The organism is Oleiharenicola lentus, from assembly GCF_051660365.1.
GTDB classification, from domain to species: Bacteria; Verrucomicrobiota; Verrucomicrobiia; order Opitutales; family Opitutaceae; genus Lacunisphaera; species Lacunisphaera lenta_A.
This window is the reverse complement of the sequence record NZ_JBOZXB010000002.1, coordinates 585246-609528: the sequence shown is the minus strand read 5'-3', so window position 1 is coordinate 609528 and position 24283 is coordinate 585246. Positions and strand designations below refer to the sequence as shown.

At 58.0% G+C, this 24283-nt stretch carries 19 protein-coding genes; 13 read left to right on the top strand and 6 right to left on the bottom strand.

Features of this window, described 5'->3' with window-relative positions; all coding sequences use genetic code 11:
* The first annotated feature begins 19 nt into the window (after positions 1 to 19).
* The 4 genes from ACRRQW_RS17410 to ACRRQW_RS17395 all read left to right on the top strand — a co-directional run bounded on the left by ACRRQW_RS17410 (position 20) and on the right by ACRRQW_RS17395 (position 2015).
* Positions 20 to 607 carry an RNA polymerase sigma factor gene (locus ACRRQW_RS17410; RefSeq protein WP_438482878.1) on the top strand — a complete coding sequence of 196 codons (588 nt, stop codon included), beginning with the start codon at positions 20 to 22 and terminating at the stop codon, positions 605 to 607.
* The gene (locus tag ACRRQW_RS17405; RefSeq protein ID WP_438482877.1) at positions 604 to 1029 is read left to right on the top strand and encodes a hypothetical protein; all 426 of its coding nucleotides are present in this window, start codon (positions 604 to 606) and stop codon (positions 1027 to 1029) included. The genes ACRRQW_RS17410 and ACRRQW_RS17405 overlap by 4 nt, the downstream gene beginning before the upstream one ends.
* 93 nt (positions 1030 to 1122) lie before the next feature.
* Positions 1123 to 1554 (top strand): hypothetical protein, encoded by a 432-nt coding sequence (locus ACRRQW_RS17400; RefSeq protein WP_438482876.1) that lies wholly within the window; start codon positions 1123 to 1125, stop codon positions 1552 to 1554.
* 11 nt (positions 1555 to 1565) lie between these two features.
* Positions 1566 to 2015 carry an anti-sigma factor family protein gene (locus tag ACRRQW_RS17395; protein ID WP_438482875.1) on the top strand — a complete coding sequence of 150 codons (450 nt, stop codon included), beginning with the start codon at positions 1566 to 1568 and terminating at the stop codon, positions 2013 to 2015.
* 34 nt (positions 2016 to 2049) lie between these two features.
* On the opposite strand, the gene menB is transcribed toward ACRRQW_RS17395, so the two are convergent.
* Positions 2050 to 2883 carry a 1,4-dihydroxy-2-naphthoyl-CoA synthase gene (gene menB, locus ACRRQW_RS17390; protein WP_438482874.1) on the bottom strand — a complete coding sequence of 278 codons (834 nt, stop codon included), beginning with the start codon at positions 2881 to 2883 and terminating at the stop codon, positions 2050 to 2052.
* A 136-nt stretch (positions 2884 to 3019) separates the two neighbouring features.
* Between menB and ACRRQW_RS17385 the strand changes: the two genes are divergently transcribed.
* Positions 3020 to 4903, top strand: a complete 1884-nt coding sequence (locus ACRRQW_RS17385) for a potassium transporter Kup (RefSeq protein ID WP_438482873.1) — start codon at positions 3020 to 3022, stop codon at positions 4901 to 4903.
* A 3-nt stretch (positions 4904 to 4906) separates the two neighbouring features.
* Here the strand turns inward: ACRRQW_RS17385 and menD are convergent, their stop codons facing one another.
* From menD to metG, 3 genes are read right to left on the bottom strand one after another with little or no spacing between them, the layout of a single operon-like run.
* The gene (gene menD / locus ACRRQW_RS17380) at positions 4907 to 6655 is read right to left on the bottom strand and encodes a 2-succinyl-5-enolpyruvyl-6-hydroxy-3-cyclohexene-1-carboxylic-acid synthase (RefSeq protein WP_438482872.1); all 1749 of its coding nucleotides are present in this window, start codon (positions 6653 to 6655) and stop codon (positions 4907 to 4909) included.
* Positions 6652 to 8070 (bottom strand): isochorismate synthase, encoded by a 1419-nt coding sequence (locus tag ACRRQW_RS17375; protein ID WP_438482871.1) that lies wholly within the window; start codon positions 8068 to 8070, stop codon positions 6652 to 6654. The genes menD and ACRRQW_RS17375 overlap by 4 nt, the downstream gene beginning before the upstream one ends.
* Positions 8067 to 9617, bottom strand: coding sequence for a methionine--tRNA ligase (gene metG / locus ACRRQW_RS17370; RefSeq protein WP_438482870.1), 1551 nt, complete (start codon positions 9615 to 9617; stop codon positions 8067 to 8069). Before metG ends, ACRRQW_RS17375 begins: the two co-directional genes overlap by 4 nt.
* Before the next feature lie 84 nt (positions 9618 to 9701).
* Between metG and ACRRQW_RS17365 the strand changes: the two genes are divergently transcribed.
* From ACRRQW_RS17365 to ACRRQW_RS17330, 8 genes are all read left to right on the top strand, one after another.
* Positions 9702 to 10958 (top strand): sensor histidine kinase, encoded by a 1257-nt coding sequence (locus ACRRQW_RS17365; RefSeq protein ID WP_438482869.1) that lies wholly within the window; start codon positions 9702 to 9704, stop codon positions 10956 to 10958.
* Positions 10955 to 11608, top strand: a complete 654-nt coding sequence (locus ACRRQW_RS17360) for a response regulator (RefSeq protein WP_438482868.1) — start codon at positions 10955 to 10957, stop codon at positions 11606 to 11608. Before ACRRQW_RS17365 ends, ACRRQW_RS17360 begins: the two co-directional genes overlap by 4 nt.
* An 87-nt stretch (positions 11609 to 11695) precedes the next feature.
* Positions 11696 to 12406, top strand: a complete 711-nt coding sequence (locus ACRRQW_RS17355; RefSeq protein ID WP_438482867.1) for a type IV pilus modification PilV family protein — start codon at positions 11696 to 11698, stop codon at positions 12404 to 12406.
* Complete coding sequence (locus ACRRQW_RS17350) at positions 12403 to 13164, top strand: PulJ/GspJ family protein (RefSeq protein WP_438482866.1); 762 nt, start codon at positions 12403 to 12405, stop codon at positions 13162 to 13164. Before ACRRQW_RS17355 ends, ACRRQW_RS17350 begins: the two co-directional genes overlap by 4 nt.
* A gap of 1 nt (position 13165) precedes the next feature.
* Complete coding sequence (locus ACRRQW_RS17345) at positions 13166 to 17152, top strand: hypothetical protein (protein ID WP_438482865.1); 3987 nt, start codon at positions 13166 to 13168, stop codon at positions 17150 to 17152.
* A 347-nt stretch (positions 17153 to 17499) separates the two neighbouring features.
* Positions 17500 to 18105: a type IV pilus modification PilV family protein gene (locus ACRRQW_RS17340; RefSeq protein ID WP_438482864.1), complete on the top strand. Its 606-nt coding sequence runs from the start codon at positions 17500 to 17502 to the stop codon at positions 18103 to 18105.
* A complete protein-coding gene (locus tag ACRRQW_RS17335) occupies positions 18102 to 18842 on the top strand; it encodes a PulJ/GspJ family protein (RefSeq protein WP_438482863.1) in 741 nt (246 codons plus the stop codon). Before ACRRQW_RS17340 ends, ACRRQW_RS17335 begins: the two co-directional genes overlap by 4 nt.
* A gap of 6 nt (positions 18843 to 18848) precedes the next feature.
* A complete protein-coding gene (locus ACRRQW_RS17330; protein ID WP_438482862.1) occupies positions 18849 to 22508 on the top strand; it encodes a hypothetical protein in 3660 nt (1219 codons plus the stop codon).
* On the opposite strand, the gene rdgB is transcribed toward ACRRQW_RS17330, so the two are convergent.
* Entirely contained in the window at positions 22505 to 23119 is a 615-nt protein-coding gene (gene rdgB, locus ACRRQW_RS17325) for an RdgB/HAM1 family non-canonical purine NTP pyrophosphatase (protein ID WP_438482861.1), read from the bottom strand. The genes ACRRQW_RS17330 and rdgB overlap by 4 nt on opposite strands.
* The gene (ribD, locus tag ACRRQW_RS17320; RefSeq protein ID WP_438482860.1) at positions 23109 to 24278 is read right to left on the bottom strand and encodes a bifunctional diaminohydroxyphosphoribosylaminopyrimidine deaminase/5-amino-6-(5-phosphoribosylamino)uracil reductase RibD; all 1170 of its coding nucleotides are present in this window, start codon (positions 24276 to 24278) and stop codon (positions 23109 to 23111) included. The genes rdgB and ribD overlap by 11 nt, the downstream gene beginning before the upstream one ends.
* Between the last annotated feature and the right edge of the window lie 5 nt (positions 24279 to 24283).

The following is a 24283-nucleotide window of genomic DNA, read 5'->3' as shown; positions in this document are numbered from 1 at the left end:
CTGTCGTTCCCCGCCTCCCGTGTCCGCAACTGCGCCGCTTCCCGAAGAAACCGATTCCGAATTGCTGCGCCGTGCACAGTCGGGTGACGAAGCGGCGTTTGGCGCAGTGATGAAGGCAAATTACGAGCGCACGTTTCGTCTCGTGTATTCCATCGTGCGCAACGAGGCCGACGCGCGCGACCTTTGCCAGGAGATCTGGGTAAAAGTGTGGAGCGAACTGCCGAAGTTTCGCGGCGATTCCAAATTCAGCACGTGGCTGCATACCATCGCAACGCGCCGTTCGCTTGATCACTTGCGGAAAAATCGCCGTTGGTTCGATAAATTCCTCCCATTCTCGATTGAGGATGCCGAAATCAAATCCGTGCCGGAACCCTCGACCGAAGAAACTGCCCGGGACCAAACTGAAGGTAGCGAGCGCGTGCAGCAATTGAAGGACGCCCTCGATACCCTGCCGCCGAAGATGCGCGCCGTGCTTGCCTTGCGCGAAATCGAGGGCCTTTCTTACGAGGAAATCGCGAAAGTCAGCGATCTTCCCACTGGCACGGTCATGTCCCGACTTTATCACGCGCGCCGATTGCTGGCGCAAAAACTAGGAGCCAAACCATGAAAACCATTCGACTCGTTCTCATTCTCGCCGCGCTGTGCGGAGTGAGTTTTTCCCTGCACGCGGCCGAACAAGTCAGCGTGCGCGGCCTGCTCGTCAGTGCCTCCAGCGAAAAAGGCGAAATCGATCCGCGCCTTTCGGCTTATGTGGGAAATTTAAAACGAATCCTCCGCGCCGAGAGTCTGCGTCTCGTCGGCGAAGACTCCGCCTCGCTCGCCGTGCCGGCCAACGAGACCCTTTCGCTAAACGGCCAGAGCGTGCAACTCTCGACGGAGAGCGTCGACGGCAAGACCGTGCTGGTGAAAGCTCGCTGGGGCTCAGCACGTCAGGACTACGTGGTGCAGCGCGGCGGCGGCACGACTCTTCTGGTGGGTTCCGCCAATAAAAACGGCGAAACCCAAGCCGTTCTTTTAATCACGAGATAGTTGATAATCAGTCACTTAATAATTTATTGAAAGATTTTGAATAAAACCGCAGCGAGCTTCGTCCCAAGGAATGAACCCAACCTTGGAGTTAACATGAAAACCAAAATCACTGCGCTTGCTCTGCTCACGGTTACTGCTCTTTCCCTCGCCCCGAAACCCGCCCACGCGGGCAACAAGGAGCTCGCTGCCATCGGCGGCTTCATCGGCGGTGTCATTGTCGGCACCGCCATCAACAATCACCGCGACGACGCTTACTGCCCGCCACCGGCGCGCACGACTGTCATCGTCAACCGCGGCCCCGATCATTGCGACGACGGCTACTGGCGCGAGAGCCGCGTCAAAGTCTGGGTGCCGGCGCGCTGGGTTTACGAGCGCGACCGCCGCGGCTGCGAAGTGAAACGTTACGTCGGTGGCTATTACGATTACCGCAACGAACGCGTGTGGGTTTCGTATGATCGTCATGATCGCCGCGACCGTGATGACCGGCGCGATTATCGTGGTGGCTACGTCGTGAGCCGCCGCTAAAAGGAATTCACGTGGACTGCCGCAAAACTGAATCCCTACTGCTGGCCGAACGCGACGGCGTGCTGACTACAGACCAGCACGCCGCCCTCGCCTCGCATGTGGCAGACTGTGCGGCCTGTCGTGAATTTCGCGCCGCGCTCGTCGAGTCCGCACTTTTCCTTAAGACGGAAACGGCTAACATCGCCGTGCCGGACATCGACCAAGAATGGCAAGCAGTGCGCGGCCAGTTAGCCGGAACGCGCAACGCCGCCAGACGCACACCCAAACGCCAGCTTGCGCCGATCGTTTGGCTCAGCGCTCCGATCGCGGCGGCGGCGGCCTTGGCGATTATTTTCCTGAATCCTTCAAACGCGACCGATTCGTCGACCCAAATCGCCGCAGCCGGCGAAGCGGCCTCGACGATGGTTTACGTGGACAAGGAAAGCGGCTGGCTCGTTGTGTGGGCTAGCGACAAAGGATAAAGTCGCGCTTGCAGCCGTTACGCTGCGATGCCCTTCAAGGCAGCCAGGGGAAATTCTCGGACTTCGGCTTACGCTTTTCTTTCTGCGCGGTCATGAACTCCTTCGCCTCCTCAGTCATGTAGTAGAGCATCGTGGCGTTGCCGGCGAGTTCCTGGATGCCGCTCTGACCATCGAGCTCGGCGTTGAAGGCCGACTTCAAACAGCGAATCGCGAGCGGGCTGCGTTGAAGAATTTCTTTCGCCCAAGCGACACCCTCTGCTTCGAGGTCAGCCACGGGCACGACTTTGTTAACGAGTCCCATGTCGAGCGCTTCTTGCGCGTTGTATTGACGGCAAAGAAACCAGATCTCCCGAGCCTTCCTCGCGCCAACCAGACGGGCGAGATAACTTGAGCCGAAGCCGCCGTCGAAGCTGCCCATCTTGGGTCCGACCTGGCCGAAGATACCGTTGTCAGCCGCGATGGTCAGGTCGCACATCACGTGCAGCACATGGCCGCCACCGATTGCGTAACCCGCGACGAGCGCGATCACGACTTTCGGCATCGAGCGAATCAGTTTCTGAACTTCGAGAATATTGAGGCGCGGCACGCCTTTCCCATCGATATACCCGCCGTGGCCGCGCACCGATTGGTCGCCGCCGGCGCAGAACGCGTATTTGCCGTCTTTGGCCGGGCCGGCGCCGGTGAGCAGGATTACGCCGATTTTTTGATCTTCGCGCGCATCGAGTAGCGCTTCGTGCATTTCATTCACCGTGAGCGGACGAAACGCGTTCCGTTTTTCGGGACGGTTAATAGTGATCTTGGCGATTCCGCCCGATTTTTCGTAGCGAATATCTTCGTAGGTTTTGACGGTTTTCCACGCGGTAGACATGCCGCAACTTCAGTCGAAAGCGCTTGCCGGGCAACCGTTTTTGCCGGCGCGGGGCATTTTGGCGCGTCAAGCTGTATCCTATTTTCCGAGAAAACTGCTTGGAGTGCGTGCGCCAAACCCGACAATGACCGCCTTCATGCAACCGTTAGACCGGAAATTAAGCACGACCGCCAAAGCTGCCCTCGCCCTGAGTGCGCTCGGCGTGGTGTTTGGTGATATCGGCACGAGTCCGCTTTATGCGTTGCGCGAATGTCTCGCCGCGTTGCCCGAAGGCGATCGTGTGACCGGGGTTTACGGCGCGCTATCGTTGGTGTTTTGGGCGCTGACGTTGGTGGTGTGCGTGAAATATTTGATGTTCGTCACGCGGGCAGATAATCGCGGCGAAGGCGGATTGTTCGCGTTGCTCGCGTTGATGCACCTCGACCGCAACCGCGCTAATCGCACAGGTTGGTTCACTCTATTGATGCTCTTTGGTGCGGCCCTGCTTTACGGCGACGGCGTGATCACGCCCGCGATCTCCGTGCTGGGTGCCGTCGAAGGCTTGAAGAGTTTCGATCCCATTTACGAAACGTATATCCCCATCGCATCCTGCGTAATTCTCGCAGGCTTGTTTTTCTTTCAACGCAAAGGCACGCAAGCAATCGGCGGGGTCTTCGGTGTCGTGATGCTGATCTGGTTTGTGACCATCGGAGGCATTGGCCTCGTCCACATTATTGAGAATCCCGACATCCTGCGCGCGCTCAATCCGTGGCACGGCTACACTCTTCTCTACACGCATCCGGCCAACGCCGCCATCATCGTCGGCGCCGTGGTGCTCGCGGTCACCGGCGCGGAAGCTCTCTACGCCGACATGGGACATTTCGGTCGCCGATACATTTCGATCGCGTGGTATGGCGTGGCTTTTCCGGGGTTGCTTTTGAATTACTTCGGCCAGGGCGCGTATGCGTTAAAGCATCCCGCGGCCATCGAAAATCTTTTCTTCGAACTCGCGCCGGACGGCATGCCTCGACTGATGCTAATCGGGCTATCCATCGCGGCGGCAGTCGTTGCGAGTCAGGCGCTCATCTCCGGCACGTTCTCACTCACGCGCCAGGCGATTCAACTCGGCTATTTTCCGCGCTTGAAAATTCTTTACACGAACGCGTTCCACTCCGGCCAGATCTACGTGCCGCTCGTGAATATCTCCCTCGCGCTCGGGTCGATCTACGTCGTGCTCGCATTTGGCTCCAGCCAGAATCTCGCGGCGGCTTACGGCATCGCCGTGACCGGCACGATGCTCGTCACCACGCTGGCGTTTTTCCGGATGACGCGCGTGCGTTGGCGTTGGCGCTGGTGGCAAATCGCGCCGCTCGGCCTGCTTTTCTTTTCCATCGAATGTTCGTTCCTCGCTTCCAACGCGCATAAATTTGCCGACGGCGGCTGGCTCCCGATCGTCATCGCGCTGACTTTGCTCGCGGTGATGCACACGTGGAAAACCGGCAAGACCGAAATCTTCCGCCGCATCTACGCCAACGAGATCACCGAAAACGAACTGCGCGACATCGCCGAGAGCGACCACCTCACGCGCGTCCGGGGCACCGGCGTGTTCATGGCAGGCAATCCCACCGGCACGCCGCTCGTCTTGCTGCATCACGTCAAAGCCAACAAGGTGCTCCATGAAACCGTCGTGTTGCTCAGCATCACCACGGAAGACGTGCCCACGGTGGATAATGAAGAGCGTTTTACGGTGAACGAAATCGGCAACGGCGTGTGGCGCGCGATCGGTCGCTATGGATTCATGGAATCGCCCGACGTCTCCTCGCTCATGGACAACGTGCGCGGTTCCGGCGTGCCGATCAAACTGAACGAAACGACGTATTACTTTAATCGCGAAATGATCATCACCGGTGGCGACACCAAGATGTTCGAGTGGCAGAAACATTTCTACGCCTTCCTCAGCCGCAACGCGCGGCAAGTCCGCGATTACTATCAGCTGCCGCCGATGCAGATCATCGAAGTCGGCATGCCGATCCAGTTGTAAACATTACGCGCGCTCGGCAGCTTTCACCGCCGACGCAAACAATTCGCCGCGATACGTCGCGTCGCGTTGGCGGTCTGTCCGCAGTTCCAGCACGCGCACACCGCGCGCCGGCAGCTTTTTCAACAACGTCGAAAACTGCGCCCAATCTTTCACGACTTGGTGCTTCACACCGTGCGCGCTGCACAGTTTCGCAAAATCAACCTGCTGCGGCGTTGCAAAAAATTCTTCGAACGGCGGATCGAATTTCGCCACGGGCAAATGTCCGAAGATGCCGCCGCCGTGATTGTTGATCAGCACAATCGTCAGGCTGCCTTTAAATTTTGGCACGCTGAGAAATCCGTTCGCGTCATGCAGCAAGGCCAGGTCACCCGTCACCATCACGGCCGGTTTATCGGCAGCATGCGCCAATCCCAACGCCGTCGAAAGCGTGCCATCGATTCCGTTGGCTCCACGGTTACAATGCACTTCGTGGCCGCGATCATTCGCGGGCCAGAAATAATCGAAATCCCGCACCGGCATGCTGTTCGCCACGAACACCGTAGTCGAAGCCGGCAACAGGTTAGGCAGCAGTGCACTCGCCTTGCCTTCAAACAACCAATCCGTGCGGGTGAGTGCGTTGCGCAGCGTGCGCGTGGCTTTTTTCTCAGCTAGCGCCCACGCCGCGAGCCACGCCGAGTCCTTTTTTTGCGCGGCGATCGTCGACGCAACGGTTTCCACCGAACCACGCACCAGTCGCGTGCGCGCGTGCAACGCGTCAGGATTATGCACATGAGGGCGCACAAAAGTGACCTCCACGTCGGACGATTGCACCCAATGACGCAGCGCCTTGCTCAACGGCCAGTCGTTCAGACACAGCACATGCTCGGGCTGCAGAGTTTTCATCAACCCTTCCGAGCGGGCGATCACATCATATGCCGTCACCAAATTCGGCACGAGTTTCGCGTGGTTACGCAGCGGCGACAAAGTATCCGCGAGCACCGGCCAGCCCAGCTTGGCGGATAACTTTCCCACGCACCGCGCATAGCGTTCGGCATTCTCTGGACGGTATTGGCCTGCGACAATCACGCCGCGACCGCGCAGGGTAATTCTATCTGCAGAGGTGCTCGTTAACTGAGTCGCGCTGAGGCCCGAGAAAAATCTCTGCTCGTCGAAAGTGCCCCTCAACACGCCGGCCGTGCCGTCTTCAATCGGCGGCAAAGGGTCGCGAAACGGCGCATTTAAATGAACCGGCCCCGCATAGGGCCACTGCGCCCGCTCACAGGCGTGGGCGACGGTCTGCCGGAGATAGCGCAGCATGCTTACGCTCGCCACTGGCACCGCGCACTCGTGATAGAAATTCACGTGCGCTCCAAAAATTTTCTGCTGATCGATTGTCTGCCCCGAACGACATTCGCGCATCTCTGGCGGGCGATCCGCGGTGATCACGATCAACGGCACCGCGCTTTCCTGTGCTTCAATAACTGCAGGAAAATAATTAGCTCCGGCCGTGCCGCTCGTGCACAGCAACACGACGGGTTCTCCCCGCCGGCGCGCAAGACCGAGCGCAAAAAATCCCGCCGAGCGCTCATCCAACACGGGAATCGATTCAAACCCCGCATGCCGCGCAAACGCCATCGTCAGCGGGGTCGAACGCGAACCTGGAGAAATCACCGCGTGACGCACTCCGAGTCGATACAGTGTTTCCACCAGCACGCTGCCCCACAGGCTGTTCGTGTTGCGATAATCGAGCGGGATTTCTTTGGATCGGCTCATGCGGTGGTCAGGGCGTCGAGCATGGCTTTAAACTTCAATTCCGTCTCGGCAAACTCCTTCTCCGGCGTTGAACCCGCCACAATCCCCGCGCCCGCGTAAAGTCGCGCCGTCGCGCCGTCGACCAACGCCGAACGCAAGCCGACAAAAAATTCCCCGCCACCCCGTGAATTCACCCAGCCGATCGCGCCGGCATAAAGGCCGCGCGAAAAACCTTCCAATCCTCGAATGTGCGGAACCGCGTCGGACTGCGGAGCGCCGCCCACGGCCGGCGTCGGATGCAGCCAAGCCAACGCTTGCAGCAAACGCACCGAGTCGCCGAGCGCAGCGCGGATGGGCGTGTGCAGGTGCTGCACGTTCGCCAGCCGCCGCAACCCGGGGTGCGCAGCGAACTCCGGTTTCAGACCCAGCATAGTCAGCCGCGTCGTGATCGCTTCGAGCACGAACTGGTGTTCGCGCAAATCCTTTTCGCTGCGCAACAACGTCGCCGCCAAAGCAGAATCTTCGCTCGCGCTGCTTCCACGACGGATCGATCCGGCCAGCGCTTCGGTTTCGAGCACGCCTTTGCTCACGCGCACGAGTCGCTCGGGACTCGCACCGATGAAACTCTGGCCCTTGCCGTTAGCCAACGAGAACGCGTAACAATCGGGAAAACGTTGCCGCAAGCCGTTGAGCATCTGCAACGGATGCAACGCTTGGTCGGCGCTGATTTCTTTGGCCCGAGCGAGCACGATTTTCGTGAATTTGCCCGATTCGATCTGGGCTAGCCCGCGCGCGACAGCGGCGCGGTAATCGCCGGCTTCACGCACGGCAAGTCGTGCGGGCTTTTGTTCGCTCGGCTCCACGACTTCCTGATAACCGAAGCTGTTGAATTTCTGATGCGCGCGCCACACCCGCTCGGACAGCGCGAGCAGATCAGCGTCGGGCGCGACCACGAAGTTGGCCACGGCGGTGGTGACATTTCCGGCGCGCGACACCTGCCAACGCGGCACGAAGACCCGTGCCGCCGGGAAAGGGTCCGCCGGCTCCGCTTGGTCGAGAAAGGCAAACGCCGTGAAAAAATGCGGCCCGCCAAACGGCGCGTCCACCGCGCCGATCGCGATCGTGTTTTCCAACGTGTCATCGATCCACTTTTGCACATCGGCAAAACGCGTCGCGCCGGCGCTTTCAAAAATGAGCGCGGTTTCCGCGCCCGCGATTGCACTGTCGAGGTCGGGGCGCTCCGCGTAGAAGTGCAATTCTTCCGGCTCGAAAATCGATTCGAGCACCGCGAGCGGATCAAGCGCGTCGACCGCCAGCGAAATACTAATTAACTGCGGACGACCCGCCGACATCGCCACCGCACGACACTGCGTGAGAAACGCGTGCAGCGATTCCGGCGTGGCATTCTCGGTCGGGTTGACCGGCAGCGTCTTCACGATTTCGCAGGAGCGGGCGCTTTCTCTGGAGGTTGCGGACGCGGAAACAATACGAGCGTCGATTCCCCTTTCGCGCCGTTGAGCTTGCGACCCCACACGAGTTCGTCGCGCCAGACCGCGCCGGGCGTATAACCGAGCACGGCGTTGATCTTCGCAGCCGAAGTCGGAATCACGTGCTGCATCGCCGCGACCGCGAGACGCAGGGCTTCGGCCATCGTCGCAAGCGATGTGCGCAGCAACGCCTGGTCTTTTTCCTCGGTGGATTTGCCAAGTTTCCACGGCGCGCGCTTCTCGATGTAAGCGTTAGTCTCCGTAAGGAAAACCATCGCGCGTTCGAGCGCAGTGTGAAACTGAAAGCCTTCCGACAACGGAATGAGTTCGGCTGATGTCTTTTCCCAGAGTGCGCGGAGATTTTTCTCCAAGTCCTCTTCGACTTCGGCCGCCGGCAAAACGCCGCCCGCAAAACGCGTGGTCATGTTGAGCGTGCGGTTGACGAGATTCCCGAGATTGTTCGCGAGTTCGCTGTTGTAACGCACGAGGAACTGCTCGCGCGTGAAATCGCTGTCTTGACCGACATTCATCTCGCGAATCAGGAAATAGCGAAACGCATCCGCGCCGAATTCCGCGACGAGGTCGAGCGGGTTGAGCGCGTTGCCCGTGCTCTTGGACATTTTCGCGCCGCGCTGCATCCACCAACCGTGGACGATCAGCTGTTTCGGAATCGGCAGTCCGGCCGCGTGCAACATGATCGGCCAGTAAACCGCATGCGGCGGCACAAGGATATCTTTGCCGATAACGTGATGCGCCTCACGCCAAATGTCTGGCTGATCGATGACGGCGGCGTAGTAGTTCAACAACGCGTCGAACCACACGTAGGTCACGTAGTCTTCGTCAAATGGCAACGAGATGCCCCACTCCAGGCGCTCTTTCGGGCGCGAAATGCAAAGGTCGTTGAGCGGTTCCTTGAGGAATTCGACGACTTGTTTTTGACGATACGCAGGGAAAATAAAATTTTCGTTCTTAGTAAGGAACTCCACGAGCCAGTCCTGATACTGCTTCAGTTTAAAGAAGTAGTTGGCTTCGACAATTTCGGTGACTTCGCCAAAAATCTCCGGCCACGTGCCGTCAGGGTTGCGGTCTTTTTCCTGGAGAAATTGTTCCTGACGCGTCGAGTAAAAGCCCTTGTATTCCGCTTTGTAGATTTCGCCTTTGTCGAACAGTTGCTGGAGGATCTGACGGACAACTTTTTTGTGACGCTCCTGCGTCGTGCGGATAAAATCGTCGTTGGAGATCGTGAGCTTCGGCAACAGCGCCTGGAATTCCGCACTCACCTCGTCGGCGAACTGTTGCGGCGGGATGCCGCGTTTCTTGGCGCTCGCCTGCACTTTTTGGCCGTGTTCGTCTGTGCCGGTTAGAAAATGAACTTTGTCCCCCATCTGCCGCCGGAAACGGGCAATGACGTCGGTCAGCACTTTTTCGTAGGCGTGGCCCAAGTGCGGCGAACCGTTCACGTAGTCGATGGCGGTTGTGATGTAGAATGACTCCATAAAGAACCGAAAATCTAGTCGCGCCGGCGCGTTTGTCGAAGGTTTTGACGTGCGGGCGCAGAAAGGTTCTCATGTGGCTGTTTCATGCATTCACTTTCGCGCATCGCCGTTTACGCGGCGCTTTTGGTGGGCTTTGTTGTCGGGGCCCTGTTTTTGCAGAACCGGCTCCAAAAACAAACCCAAGGCCAGTTGCGCGCGCTCAACCAAGCTGCGATTGAGACGAAGCAGCACCAATTTCAGCGCGCGCTCGATGCGCGGCGCCTTAGCCCGGAACTCTCTTTTACCGAGTTACAAGCTGTCGCCGAATCGATCGGTGCCACCGCAACGGCGAACCGCCAACCTGGGGCCGAACGCAGCGATGATCGGCGGCTCAGTTTCGAGCACACTTCGAAAGGAAATTTGACCGCGACTATTTCGTTTCCCGCACCGGCCGCGAGCAAGTTGCTCACGGTATATCACCGCGTGACCGTGGGACTGCTTTTGTTGTGCCCGCTGCTGTTTGCGTTCGGCTTGCTGATCGCGGGCGTCTCACGCCGTCAAAAAGAAGACCGCTCGTCGCGTCCACCGTGGCCCATCGCGCGCGCGCAAGCCACCGGCATGGAGCAGCTCGCCAAGCTTTCGCACGAACGCACGCAGGCGCTCAAACTCGAGCAACAGGCGCGGCATCGCGTGGAGGAAAACCTCGAGGTTAACCGCACCTTGCTGGATCGATCCCTCGACGAACGCGTGCGCCTTGGCCGGGAGTTACATGACAATATTTGCCAGACCCTCTACGCGGTATGCCTCACCCTCGAAAGCGTGCAGAAAAAAAACACGCTCGCGCCAGAACTGAGCGCACGGGTCGACCAGTGCATGGCGGAGTTAAAACGCGTGAATCAAGAAGTGCGTGCTTACTTGCAGGACCTCGAACCGGCGGGCGTGCGCAGCCAGTCGTTTGAATCCGCACTACGGGCGCTCGTGGAAACATTCACCGCGCGCGACGGTGTGAAAATCGAAGCCCGCATCGATGACGATGCTGCGGCCAAGATCGCACCCGAACACGTCGCCGAATTACTCAACATTCTCCGCGAAGGCATCAGCAACAGCCTGCGTCACGGCCACGCGTCTCACATTACGATTCGCGCCGCCTCGACCGACGACGAGATTGCGTTGTCGCTCCAGGACAACGGCTCCGGTTTTCATGCCGCACCAAATCAGAGCGCGACCTCGAAGGGCCACGGACTGACGAACATGCAAAGCCGCGCCGTGGCTCTCGGCGGCAGTCTCCTGATCGAATCCGCGCCCGGTCAGGGCACGCGCCTTTTGCTAACGTTGCCCGCGATTCGCACCCCAGTTGCATGAGTGCCGCGCATTCAGCGAAATCGATTCGCGTGCTGCTGATCGACGACAGCCCGTTGATCAAACTCGGCCTACGCAGCGCGCTCGAAGACTATGCCGACATCGTAATCATCGGCGACGCAGCCAACGCCGCCGACGGCGTGCGCCTCGCCTTTCAAACGAATCCCGACGTCGTGCTGCTCGATTTTAATTTGCCCGACAAATCGGGCGTCGAGGTGTGTCGCGAACTGCGCAGCCAAGGCACGCGCACCCGCATCCTTATGCTCACTTCGAGCAGCAACGAGCGCCACGTGCAAAATGCACTGCAGGCCGGCGCAAACGGGTATCTGCTTAAAGACAACGACGGTGCCACGTTGGCCAAAGCACTTCGCGAGACCGCCGCCGGCGCCTCAGTCATCGATGCGGCACTGCCGCCAAAAAGCACGATCACGCCAACCAGCGGCGCCGCCGAAAAGCTCGCGCGGCTTTCCGCACAAGAACGCCGCGTAGTCGCTTTGCTCGCCGACGGGCTGACCAACAAAGCCATCGGCCTCCAAATGGGCTTAACCGAGAAGACCGTGAAAAACTACCTCGCGGCCATTTTCACAAAGCTAAACATCGAGCGCCGCACGCAGGCGGTGACCTTGCATTTGGAAGCCAGTCACGAGGACTAAGACGGCGGATTTTACGCTATTTTCGCTCCGCTAGGGCCGAAAGCCTGTAGCGCGAAATCAGGCGGTATGAGATACTGCTGAAACCTCATGAATCTTCGCCCAAGTAATTTCCCATTGGAGACATCCGGTTTCAGTGCACAGACTGACGTCGCCAAACGTTCTCAGCGGGGCGTATCGCTCGTGGAAGTCATGTTCTCAATGGCGATTCTCTCGCTAGTGGCTTTGGGATTTCTTGGGAGTTTTGTTCAGTCCCGCCGTCTGACCGAAAGCAGTGTTCTCCATGCTGCGGCGACGAGCTTGGTTTACGGTATCCTCGAACAAATGAAGGGCATGGACTATGTCACGCTCATGCCCAGTGACACAATCGACCCGGATCAATCCACTGAGGACTCGTATCCGTTAGCGGGAGGTTTAGCCAAGTCCCCGCCTTATGTGCGGGTGCGGCTCAATCAGGATCAGGTCACCTGGCTGCGCGTTGTTTATTCTCCTGCCTCTGCGACAGGCACGCCGGATCCGCACGCGCCGCTCGGTTTGCCAGTGCCAACGGCTACCGCGACGAGTTTGGGGGCTATCGATAATCTCATCGGGCCGCTTCCGTTGTCCACGGTTTCTGGCACAACTTCTCAATCTCTCACTATGAACGTCTGGATTTGGATTGATGAAATCCCCAACGCCGGCCGCGACGCTAATGAGGTCCGCCGCATCACGATGATTTACACCTACACCGTGAAAGATGGCCGCACCACCCGCATCATTCGCGACCGCGAAGTATTCCTGCGCACCCGTTTCGACCAATGAAATCGCCAGCCTTTAAAACCTTCTCAAGTCGCCGCGGCTTCACCGTCACGGAGGTCATGATTAGCATGACGATTACCGCTCTGTTCATTGGCATGCTACTCACCACTTTTACGATGGGACTGAAGACCATGTATAAAGACCGCCAGCGCCTCATCACCAATGCCACGCTTCGGAATTTTACCGCACAAATTGCGAAGGAAACGGTCGATTCGACTGAGTTTTACGTTTTCCCAACCTACGAGAAATTCGATGGATCGGTCGATTTCGTAAATGACATCTCCGCGCTCGCCGCCGACAGTTTTGATACTTATCTCGCCGAGGGCGACTGTCTCCTGCTGGTAACGCGAACTTCACTCGCCGACAACGCGCCGGTGAAAGAATTCAAAATCTGTTATCGCGTGGTGAAAGGCGACACTTCCGGCAACATGACTCAGACAAACGTCAAAGAAGTCGCGCCAGTCCGTTTCTATGAACGTGATTTGGGCGACTCCAATACCACCTCATTACAGGATCTCGTAAACGCAGTGAACCTCAAGGCCACGCCCGCTTACGCCGGCACCCGTGTGCTGGCTTCGAGCGCGCGCGGTCGCGCCATTCCGGGAACATCCAACTATCATCCAATTTTCTCGACGGAATCAGCCACCACCACGCCGACCAACGAGAGCGTTTCAATCAATGTGGAACTCATCAATGGCACCACGACTTACAACATGCTCTCCACTTCCAGTTTCAATTACACCATCTCTCCCCGTCGTTGATATGAAATCGAACCTTTCACCATTTCGCTCTCAACGCGGTTCGGCCTTCGCCACGACCATCATTATCGTCGGCGTGCTCGCAGTGCTGACCGGCAGCATGCTCAGTTACAGCGTGAGCGAACGTCGCGCCAACGAGCATCACCGTCTCGTCCTGCGCGCGCGCAATATGTCGGAAAACATTTCTGTCTACGCCGCCGAGCAACTCACCACCAAGCTCTACCGCCTGCGCAGCACTTCACCAATGGGCTTCATGGAAGGGAGCAATAAGGTCCACCTTCCTCCCGATGATGGCACAAAAACCGATTACGTTTCCGCGGAAGCCATCGTGCAGTCTTCGATGGAAGTGCGCGCCGGCATCACCGCGTCGACGCCCTACGAATACGTAGATCCAGCACTACCGGCGAACGCGGGTAATCCCAACATCGGCCTCCAAGTGGGCACCACCACCGTTCCCATCATTTCGAAAGCCACGGCGACAAATTGGGCGGCCGGCAGCTACACTTCTTATGTCCGCCAGGATATGGAAGTCGCCCTCATTCCACTTTTCCAATTCGGCATATTCTACAACATGGATCTGGAATTTTTTCCCGGTCAAAACATGAGCATCGGTGGCCCGGTCCATACCAATGGCCGCCTGATGGCCCGCGGTGAAGTCGGTGGCACGGCCACGCTTAGTTTCGGCAATCGCGTAACCGCCGCCCAAGGCCTCTACGCCAACGGCCAGATGAAAGTCACCTATCGCAAACGTGACGGCACCAGCAGCACCGGTGACGGTGGCGACGGTGCCGTGAATTTTACACCGGTCGGATCGACGACCCTCAAGAACCTTTACGGTGACAGCAAATGGCGCGATCACCGTTACGGCGGCACTACGGAAACGACTACCACGCTCAACCAGTTCAAAACCTTCGCGACTTCCACCTACCTTGGAAATTTGCGCACCAACGTCCACGGCGTCACCAAACTGGAACTCCCTTCGATCGGCACCTATTCTGAAACCAATCTCGCCACGACTCCAGAAGACGATCGCAACAACGGACGCCAGATCATCGATGCGCCGAACACCCAACGTTACATCAGCGGCGCGTGGACCAATACCGACGACTCGCTTACCCCCGGCCTCGCGGAGTCGAAAATTTCCCGCAGCTCCGGCCTCTACATCATCGCCAATCCCGATGATGAAGCCCGCAACGGTCGATTGCCCGACGGCGCAAGCGTAACGCTGCCTGCGCGCTCTTACCGCGCCTGGCTCAACACCATCAATAACGACGGAACGCGTTACTACCGCGAAGTGCTTCTGCCCGGTCAACCTAGCTACTTCGCGAGCGCTTCTGGAGCCAGCGGTGAATGGGTCGCCAATCCCTCGCCCAATGCCTACCGCACAGACACGTCGGTGGGTTCGAACCAAATCCTTCGCATCGGCAAAGGCCGCGGCCCCGAGTTAGCCGGCACCGGCTACGACGGCGTCGGCGTTCCAAGCGCCACAAACCCGACCCTAGCACCGACGATCCCAACCTTCGCCGACGGGGTGACCGACAATTATTTCTACGACCTTCGCCGTGCGAACGGCAACCGCGGCTATCCTTACAATCGCTCGGGGTTCAATTACACCCCGCGGCCGATCGCCAAGATCGATTTCGACATGACGCGCTTCAAGATGATGATCGACCGCACCCTCTCTGGCACCACCGCAAGTTCGATTTATTCTCCCGATCGCCCCCATGCAAACACGTGGGCATCGTCCGTTTTTAATGCCACCGCAAATCCAGCGTCCTACAATCTTGGAGTCGGCAGCAATTTCGACGAATGGTCTGATCCCATAGACTCTTTTCCAGTATCACAAAAAGCTACTTTAACGAAAAATGATATTCAGGTTACTGCGCTGCAGCAGACCGGCAATGGTGCCGCCACCGCCTATGCGGGAAGAATTCGTATCGCTTACACTACAGACGCCTCGCCGAAAGATTCACAAGCCTGGGTTGATGTAACTGATGCTTCCACTGCAAACAATGACGCATCCACAATTTCCCTGTCCAGTTACACCCCACCAGCAAATGCGACCGCCACACGCATCAGATTATACAAAGCAGGAGCAATACCGTCGACGACCACCCCAAATGACTTGGGCACCGTCGTCGCCGGAGTTTTGGATCTAGGCAGCGCATTGGTCGGCGGCGTTCTCAGTCTGCCATTCGGAGGAGGCACAAACTCAACCCTCGCCACTACACGCCTCATGGATGAACAAATTATCATCCATGCTGCCGACACCAACTCACTCGGGGTCGGCAGCACGGAAAGCGGCGCCCCGCTTCGTAGGTTCATCGTGGCCGAGTCGACCGTCGCGGTGACTGGCTCGACGAGCTATTCGACCGCAACGTGGACTAACCGCTACACCTCAGCCGCCGATGAAAGATTTTTCCGCTACACTCCCACCACGGGAGCAGTCACGGCGATTCGAGTTCGTGAATACGCTGCGGGTGGAGGTGGCTCCCCGTTAAGCGAAAAATTTATCCCGCTTTATCAGATGGCGCTGAGCAACGACTACTTCGTTGCCCCTAGCAATGCTACGGGCGGAGGTGTGCTGTTAAGCAACGCCTACACTGACTTTCGAATCTACGCTCAAGGTGTCGACGATACCGCTAATTGGACTTTCACTCGAGACACCTCCAGTCTTTCAGGAATGACCGCCGGATTTGGCCGAACCAGTGGATCGACAACCACGACCTCAGCTTATACCAACGGTTACGGCTACAATCGCCTTTGGATCACGGCCCTGCCGGCAGGTGCCTCGACCAAAGGCTACGTCAGAATCACTGCGACCCGGCCAGGCCCTGGCTCAACGACCCTCACCCTATCCAAGGATTTCTTTGTCACCAAGCAAAGCGCAGTCACTCAGATCGCTTCGCTGACGTCGCAAACACAATATTACCTGTCGATCAGAACCGCAGTCGATCCGTTCAAAATGTATTTCGCCCAAGCCAATCCGAGCGATACGCCCGTGGCGGTCGAAGCATCGGATCTGGTCAGCACCGGTTCGCCCTCGCCTTGGTTTGATGGCGTCACCGTCTACATCCATTCGGTCGACGCGGAGCGTCGCGCTCAAACTTCCGGTGTTCCTGACCGCGTGGATTCTGGCGTGCGCATCTGGAACGCTCGCGGGCCAGTTCCGTCGTTAACGATCCTTAATCGCACCGGCCTCACATTCACAACGAACGACGCGGCCTATATCGTCGGACATTTCAACGCCGACGGCAAAAACCTCGTTTCCGATGTCACGGCCAGCAACTACAGCGGACGTTTCCCGGATTCGACCGACGAAAAACTCGCCTGCGTGATGTCCGACGCTATCACGATTCTCTCCCAACCAACGTTCGATTCCACCTATGTGCAAACTGCCGGGTGGAATGATGCACTCAGCGCCCATCGTGTGGAAAGTTCCGGGTGGACGACCGACTGGCGCACAGCGTCACTGGGCGGTTCGTATGAAGGCCTCGGCGCCTCGGCCTCTGTGCGTAACATGCCCAATATCGCGACATCCGGACTCCAAGTCACTACGCGCGACGTGAAATTCGATCCGGTTAACACCGAGGTTTCCGCCGCCATGTTGATGGGCTTGGTGCCGAGCAATCATAATCCCACGGGCCTGACCGACGGCCTGCCGAGCCCTTCCGGCACTGGCAACCAGCAATACTCCGGTGGCGCGCACAACTTCCCGCGTCTGCTTGAACCATGGAACACCTATGGCCTCTACATTCGCGGATCGATGGTCGCACTTTTCGAAAGTCGCGTCGCGATGGAACCGTGGAACCTCCGCGTTTACAGCGCCCCGAATCGCTACTGGGGCTTGCACGAAGGCCTGCGCACCGCCGGCCACGACGTTCCGCTCGAACCCGTCGTGTTGAACGCTAATCGCAAACGTTACCGCGAGACCTCGAAGGCCCAATACGACGCCCAAAAAGTGATCATTGAAGCGCTGCCGCGCGAGTAAGTCCGTGAGGGATGGCCCATATTAGGCTGTGAACCCGGGCTTACAGCCTAATATGTTTTAGCGTTCTCCTTAATCCACGTTGCCAGTTCGGAGAAGGCCCAGACTCGGAGTTGAGCTGGTCATTCCCGGACTTACGTAACTGCGCGTAGGTTTGCTTCATACCATTCGCGGAGGAATCGCTTAGAGTTTTAATGCTCTCTGAGTAGTTAGGCCTATTTCATCGCGCACCTAAAGTTTGGTATCTTGGCAGCAGAATGAGTTCTGCTTCACCCGCGCTGCCAACCGGAGGTCAGCGAGGTCGGTCACTACACCGGACGGGAGAACATGGGGTCACTTTGGTCGAGGCCATGGTTTCCCTCAACTTGTTTGCGTTGGTCATGCTGGGATTCATGGGATCATTTGTGCAGTCCCGCCGCGTGACGGAAAGCAGTGTGCTGCATGCCGCGGCCACCAGTCTCGTGTATGGAATTATCGAACAGATCAAGGGGCTCGAATATACAGAATTGCTACCAAGTTTAGAACCCGATCCCAACGACCCTCTTTCCGCCGGCCAAAATAATCCCTACCCGACCATTCGGGTGCGTTTAAATCAGGATAAGACGGTCTGGTTGCGCGTGAAATATACGCGCATCACCGACACGCCCAACACACCGAAAGCGCCGGCCACTACCCCAGCCGCCACGGCAGCGGCATCGTCCGTGGGAACGGGAGGGGCCATCGATAATTCCCTCGGCGCCATTTCACTTTCAACCCTGGCGGGAGCAGTTTCCCAAGACCTGTCGCTGAACCTCTGGATTTGGGTGGATGAACTCGATCCACTCAGTTTCCCCGACGACGACGTGACGGAGGTGAAAATGATCACCATTGTTTACACCTACACGTTCAAGGACGGGAGAAAGGAACGCGTTATCCGCGACCGCGAAGTCTTTCTGCGAACCCGCTTCGATCAATGATCAGCCGAAAACACATCGCGCGATCCTCTCCCGCAGCGTTCACGATCACCGAAGTCATGGTTTCGATGACCATCGTCGTGCTCACGCTGGGCATGAGTATGTCGCTGCTCACGTCGATGACGCGCACGATGTATAAGGATTCGCAGCGGCTCGTTACCAACGGACGTCTTCGCTACATCATCGCTCAAATTTCTCAAAAAACGATCGATGCCTCGGAGTTTTATATTTTCCCCAGTTACAAGTCTCTCGATGGAACCGTCGACTTGGACAACGACGTCACCACGACCACCACGCTCAACTCCGGCGTGGAGATCTATCATGGCGACTGTTTAGTGCTGGTGACTCGCGTCACGCTCGATGTGACATCGGCGATCCGCCAGTTCCGTATTTATTATCGAGTCGTCGCCAACACGAACAGTGACGGGCCGCTGCGTTATTACGAGAGCCGCGATTACGGCGCCACGAGCACGCAGGCCAGTTTATCGGCGCTTCTCAATACGATAAATCTCAACAGTTCGCCCAGTATCAGCGGATCTGTGCAGCTTTCCGATCGCGTGAAGGGGCGTCCCTCCAATTCGACCCGCACCGCGTTCCATCCGATCTTCTCTAGCGAATATCCGACGATCAGTCAGACCAACGAAAACGTCTCGTTGAATTTCGAGATCATCAAAGGGACGACTGCCAACAATCTTCTCTCCACGAGCAGCTTCAACTACACCATTTCCCCACGGCGCTAACTTTTCATGAGAGCCTTATCCAATCAAACCGGCTCAGCGTTGAGTGCCGTCATTGTGATCACGGTCGTGCTCGGCGTGCTCTCCGCAAGCATTCTGAAATACAGTATGAGCGAACGGCGTTCCAATGAACGCCAGCGCCTCACCCTACGCGCGCGCAACATGTCGGAAAACGTTGCCATTTACGGTTCGGAACAAATTACCAACAAGCTTTACCGGTTACGCAGTTTTTCATCCCGCAAATTTTCCGGAATGAATGCGCTCAAGCTTCCGCCGAGCAGAGTATTAACGACCGCATTTTCCTCCGCCAGCGGCGTCGAGGTTAACGCGGGTATCACGAAGACGTCGGAGCTGACGCTGGTGCCGTTTACCGACCAAAGTAATCCGAACGCTGGACTCCAAGTGAGCACCAGCACCGTTCCGATCATCGCGAAATCAACGATGACTCATCCCGCAGTCGGGTCGGTGAATTCCTACTCTGAGCAGGATTTGGAGGTCACCATTCTTCCCCTTTTCCAATACGCGATTTTCTATAACATGGATTTGGAATTCGGCCCCGGCCCCAACATGACGATCAGCGGGCCAGTGCACACTAACGGAAATTTCATCTCACGGATCCAAACAGGATTTTCCAACACCATCCGGTTTACTGAACGTGTTACAGCCGCAGGCGGTTTTTTTGCCAACACCGCTTACCGCGGGCCAACTTACATGGCGGACGGCTCGGTGGACAATGGCCCCGGGGGCTCCGGCCCATTGTATTTTCGCAAGCCAACGGAATCAGTCGATGCCGGCACCGAGATTAAATCGGGTTCAGGAATCTGGCGCGATCACTTCTACACGGCCAGCAGCGGCAACGCCACCGCTACGCCCAATGCGACCGGGCTTTCGCAGTTCAAAAATTTCGCGACGAGCACCTATCTCGGCAACCTTCGCACCTCCTTGCACGGCGTCACCAAACTGGTGTTGCCGGCCATCGGGGACTACGACGAGTCGACCGCCACCGGACGCCAAAATGGCCGTCAGATTATCGATCCGCCTTCTGCGACCGACGTCTCTGCAGTTTACGGCACTAAATTTTCGCGCAATGCCGGCCTGTATATCATCGCCAATCCTGATGCGACCACCCGCACCGGCTTCCTCCCCAACGGCAACGCGGTGTCGATGCGCGCCCGTTCCTACCGCGCCTGGCTCAACACCACCGCGAGCGATGGCTCACATACGCTCACCGAGGTGGTTTTGCCCGGCCAGCCGAGCTATGGCCCCAACAACGACACCGTAAACCGCCTGCCCAACGCTTATCGCGTAGATACCGCAATCGGCTCAAATCAATTGCTCCGCATCCCGCAAGGCGCCTCCGCTGACTTGCCTGATACCGGTTACCCAACACCCGCGACCGTGCCCGCTTTTTCAACCACTAGTGCCGATTCTGCCGAAGCGTATTTCTACGACATCCGTCGCTCTTTCAACAACACGGGCGCTCCCTATAATCGCACCTCTACCAACCGGTTCCGCCCGCGTCCCGTTGCCAAGATCGATCTCGATCTGACCCGGCTCAAGCTCGCGGTAGAACGCACGCTTTTCAACTTCACCAGCAGCAGCGCCATTTATCATCTCGGTATCCCCAACGATGATAACTGGAGCAAAAATATCTTAAACGCCGCGGCGACTCCGGAGAGCGTTGGCTTGGGATTATCGACGGGGAAGAATACCAACTACCTCGACTTTCCCGACACTTTTTCGCCTGCGGCGATTATCAAAGGTTACAACGGCGCGCGCACGCCCTCCAGCATTGGATTTTCAGTGGTCACGGAAACACCGGGCCTGGGCCTGCTCAATCTGCTGCTGACGCCTTACGTGCTAGAGGAAACTACGGCGGTTCAAGCCGACAACGGCACCTATGCGACGTGGAGCCTCGTCAGCAACGCCACCGCGTCCTCTTACACGCACAACATCAGCGCAAATGCGACCGCACTCAGATTCACTCAGATGGCTTCCGGTGGAGTCAGCTTGGACCAACAAATTATTCCGGTGGCGTCGGCTCTCACGACCAATGACGTGGTCACGTCGCTGACTGACGACTGCTACATTATTCCCACAAATGCGTTGGGCTTCGCCGCACCCGCCATCAGCGCCACCAGTCCAATCACCACCGATATGCGGATCTTTGTCGATGGAGTGGATGATACGGCGAATTGGAATTTTTCAGTCGTGAGCGTCAACACGATGAGCATCACCACAAATAACATCACCGCGCTCGGACTCGTCACGGTATCGGCAGCGGTTTCAACTCCGATCACGCTCAGTCGGGTCACGGGAAGCTTCGGCACCGGTCAGTTCAAAAATCGCTACAGCATCACCGCCATCGACCCGGCGTTGTTGGCGCTACTTACCACCCTATTGCCGGCGGACATCGTCGTCACGCTCAGAGCCAGCAAACCGAATTCTGGCTACCCGGACCACACGCGCACGTTCACGATCAAAAAGCAGAATCTAGTTGCCGATTTACTCACGTTGCTCGGCAAAAGCGTCAGCGTAAAAGTAGCCGGCGGCCCCGGGCCCGACCCGTTCAAGATCTACCTCGCGGACACCGGCAATCCCGCCTTACTCGGAAATTTTGTGAGCGGCTCCGCCTGTCCGTGGTTCGATGGCGTCACGGTCTATATTCATTCCACTGGCGCGGAGATGTTAACGGCGACAGGCACCAACAACAGCGCCGTGCGCGACCGCGTGGATTCCGGCCTGCGTCTCTGGAATGGACGCGGTTCAATCGTGTCGCTGCCCGTCGCGTCTTATCCCGGCCGCACCGGCTTCAGCCTCGCGACCAACGATGCCGCTTACATCGTCGGACACTTCAACGCCGACGGCAATATCAACGCCACTCTGACTGCGACAGGAACCGGAGGCTACAGCGGTCGCTATCCGGAAAGCAGCAGCGAGATGCTCACGTCGATCATGGCCGACGCGATCACCATTCTTTCTGAACCGGAATTCACTCGGTCAGGTTCGTCCCCAAGCTATCGCTACTACCAAAGCTCCGGCTGGAGTGACTCGATGAGCCGCAATCGACGGGACGACTCCGCAAATTATTCGAGCAGTTGGCAAAGTTCGAATCCGGCCAACTCCAATACTCAGGACGGAATCGACAACAGCCTGCGGCCGGCGCTCATGCCCAATCGTTCCGCATCTTTCATCTCCGGTGAAAACCGCACCGGCCCGATGCCGCTTTCAACCAGTTCGAGCAATTGGCCGGACGCGCGCACGTCGAAATTTGCACCGAGCGAAACGGAAATATCGGCCTGCTTGCTCACCGGTATCGTGCCCACGCCGATCGCTTCCGCGCCCTCCAATTACGGCGGCGCGCAAACTTCGGGCGGCGCTCATAACTTTCCACGTCTCTCCGAAAACTGGGCCGGCAGCGTGGCGCTCTACATTCGCGGTTCGCTGGTGGCCATGTTCGAAAGTCAGGTGGCCACTGAACCGTGGGGCATCCGCTGGTATCAAGGCGCGATTCGCAACTGGGGCCTGCACGAAAATCTGCGCAACGCCAACCATGACGTGCCGCTTGAGCCGATCGTGCTCGGCGCGCGCCGCATGAGCTACCGCAGTCTCACCGCCTCGGAATACGAGCAAATCAAGACCACCATCAACGCGCTTTCGGAAAACTAAGCGAGCGCGCTCGCTTTAAGCCACGCCGCCATCCCAGCAAACGCGCGGCCGCGGTGGCTGATTTTATTTTTATCCAGCTCGCTCAGTTGCGCGTAAGTGTGCGCGAAACCATCCGGAATAAAAAGCGGATCATAGCCGAAACCGGCGCCGCCCCGCGGCTCGGGCGCGAGCACTCCGTTGCAGCGTCCCTCGAACCCATGCTCCGCGCCATCAGGCCCGATGAGCACTAGCACACAGAAAAAATAGGCCGCGCGCTTTTCCGCCGGCACACCTCGCATCACGTCCGTGAGCTTTCTTAAATTCGCCGCCGAGTCACCTTGCGGTCCCGCGTAATAAGCCGACTCCACCCCGGGCTCGCCACCCAGCGCTTCAACGCACACGCCGCTGTCGTCGGCCAACACCCACGCATCGGCCGGCAGAGTTGCTTTCAGCGCGAGCGCTTTCTTCCGCGCATTGCCGATAAACGTTCCTGTGTCTTCTTCAACTGGCGGCATTTTTTTCGCCACGACAATTTCCAGCGCGAGGCCCGACTCGTTCGCGAGTCGCTGCATTTCCTGCACCTTGTGCGCGTTGCCCGTCGCCAGATGAATCAGTCGAATCTCACTCGCCATAAAGTTTCCGCGCAAAGGTTGCCTCATCGATAAACATCTTCTCCGGATATTTCACAAAGCCGCGCATCAACATATCGTCACCGCAAATCTCGTGTTTCACGCTGGTCAGTCGAATTGCGTTCTCCAGCGACTCCGTGCGCAACCCGCGCAGCACGCTCTTGCTCTTGTCGTCAGCGAACAAAACCGGCGCGTGATAAGTAAACAGATAATCCAGTTCGCGCGCCTGCAAGAGTTCGCTGAGCAACTGTGCGCCGCCCTCAAAAAACACCCCGCCAATCCCTTCCTTCACGCATCGCGCCCGAAAATCCGCGAAGCTTACTTTGGGCGATTCCGCCGGCAGCACCCAGGTCTGCACGCCCATCGAATTTAGTTTTTTCACGTAGCCCAGACCGCCATGCTGCGTCGTGACCACGATGGTGCGTGTGTGAAATTCGTCCGTGTAAACGCCGGGCAACGTTTTGTCGTTCACCGTGCGCAACAGCCCATCGAACACGAAGCGAATCGGACACCACTCTACGCCATCGACGCGTGCGGTGAGTCGTGGATTATCCGCATGCACCGTGCCCGCACCGACTGCGATCGCCGGAAATAAGCGTCGCCAATGATGCGCGTCCGCGCGCGCTTTTTCTCCCGTGATCCACTTTGAATCGCCCGTGCGCGTCGCGACTTTTCCGTCGAGCGTCACGCCTGATTTCGCCGCGAACAGCGGACGTTTCGTCGTGATCCAGTGATTAAAAATTAAATTCAGATCCGCGCACTCGTCCGCGAGCACCCCAGAAATCACTTCGATCCCCGCCGCTGCCAACAGTTCATAGCCATGGCCCACGTGCAACGGATTTGGATCGGTCGCACCGACCACCACGCGTGAAATTCCTGCCGCGATAATCGCATCCGTGCACGGCGGCGTGCGTCCGTGCGTGCAACACGGTTCAAGCGTCACATACAGCGTCGCACCTAATTTCGGTTTCCGCCCGAGCGTGCGCAATGCATTGATTTCCGCATGCGGCCCACCCACCGGCGATGTCGCGCCCTCGGCAACAATTTCGCCGTGCTCGACGATCACCGCGCCCACCATCGGATTCGGATGGGTTGTGCCCCACACGCTCCGCGCCTGCGCAATTGCGCGGCGCATGAACTGCTCGTGTGCCACATCGCTCATCGGAA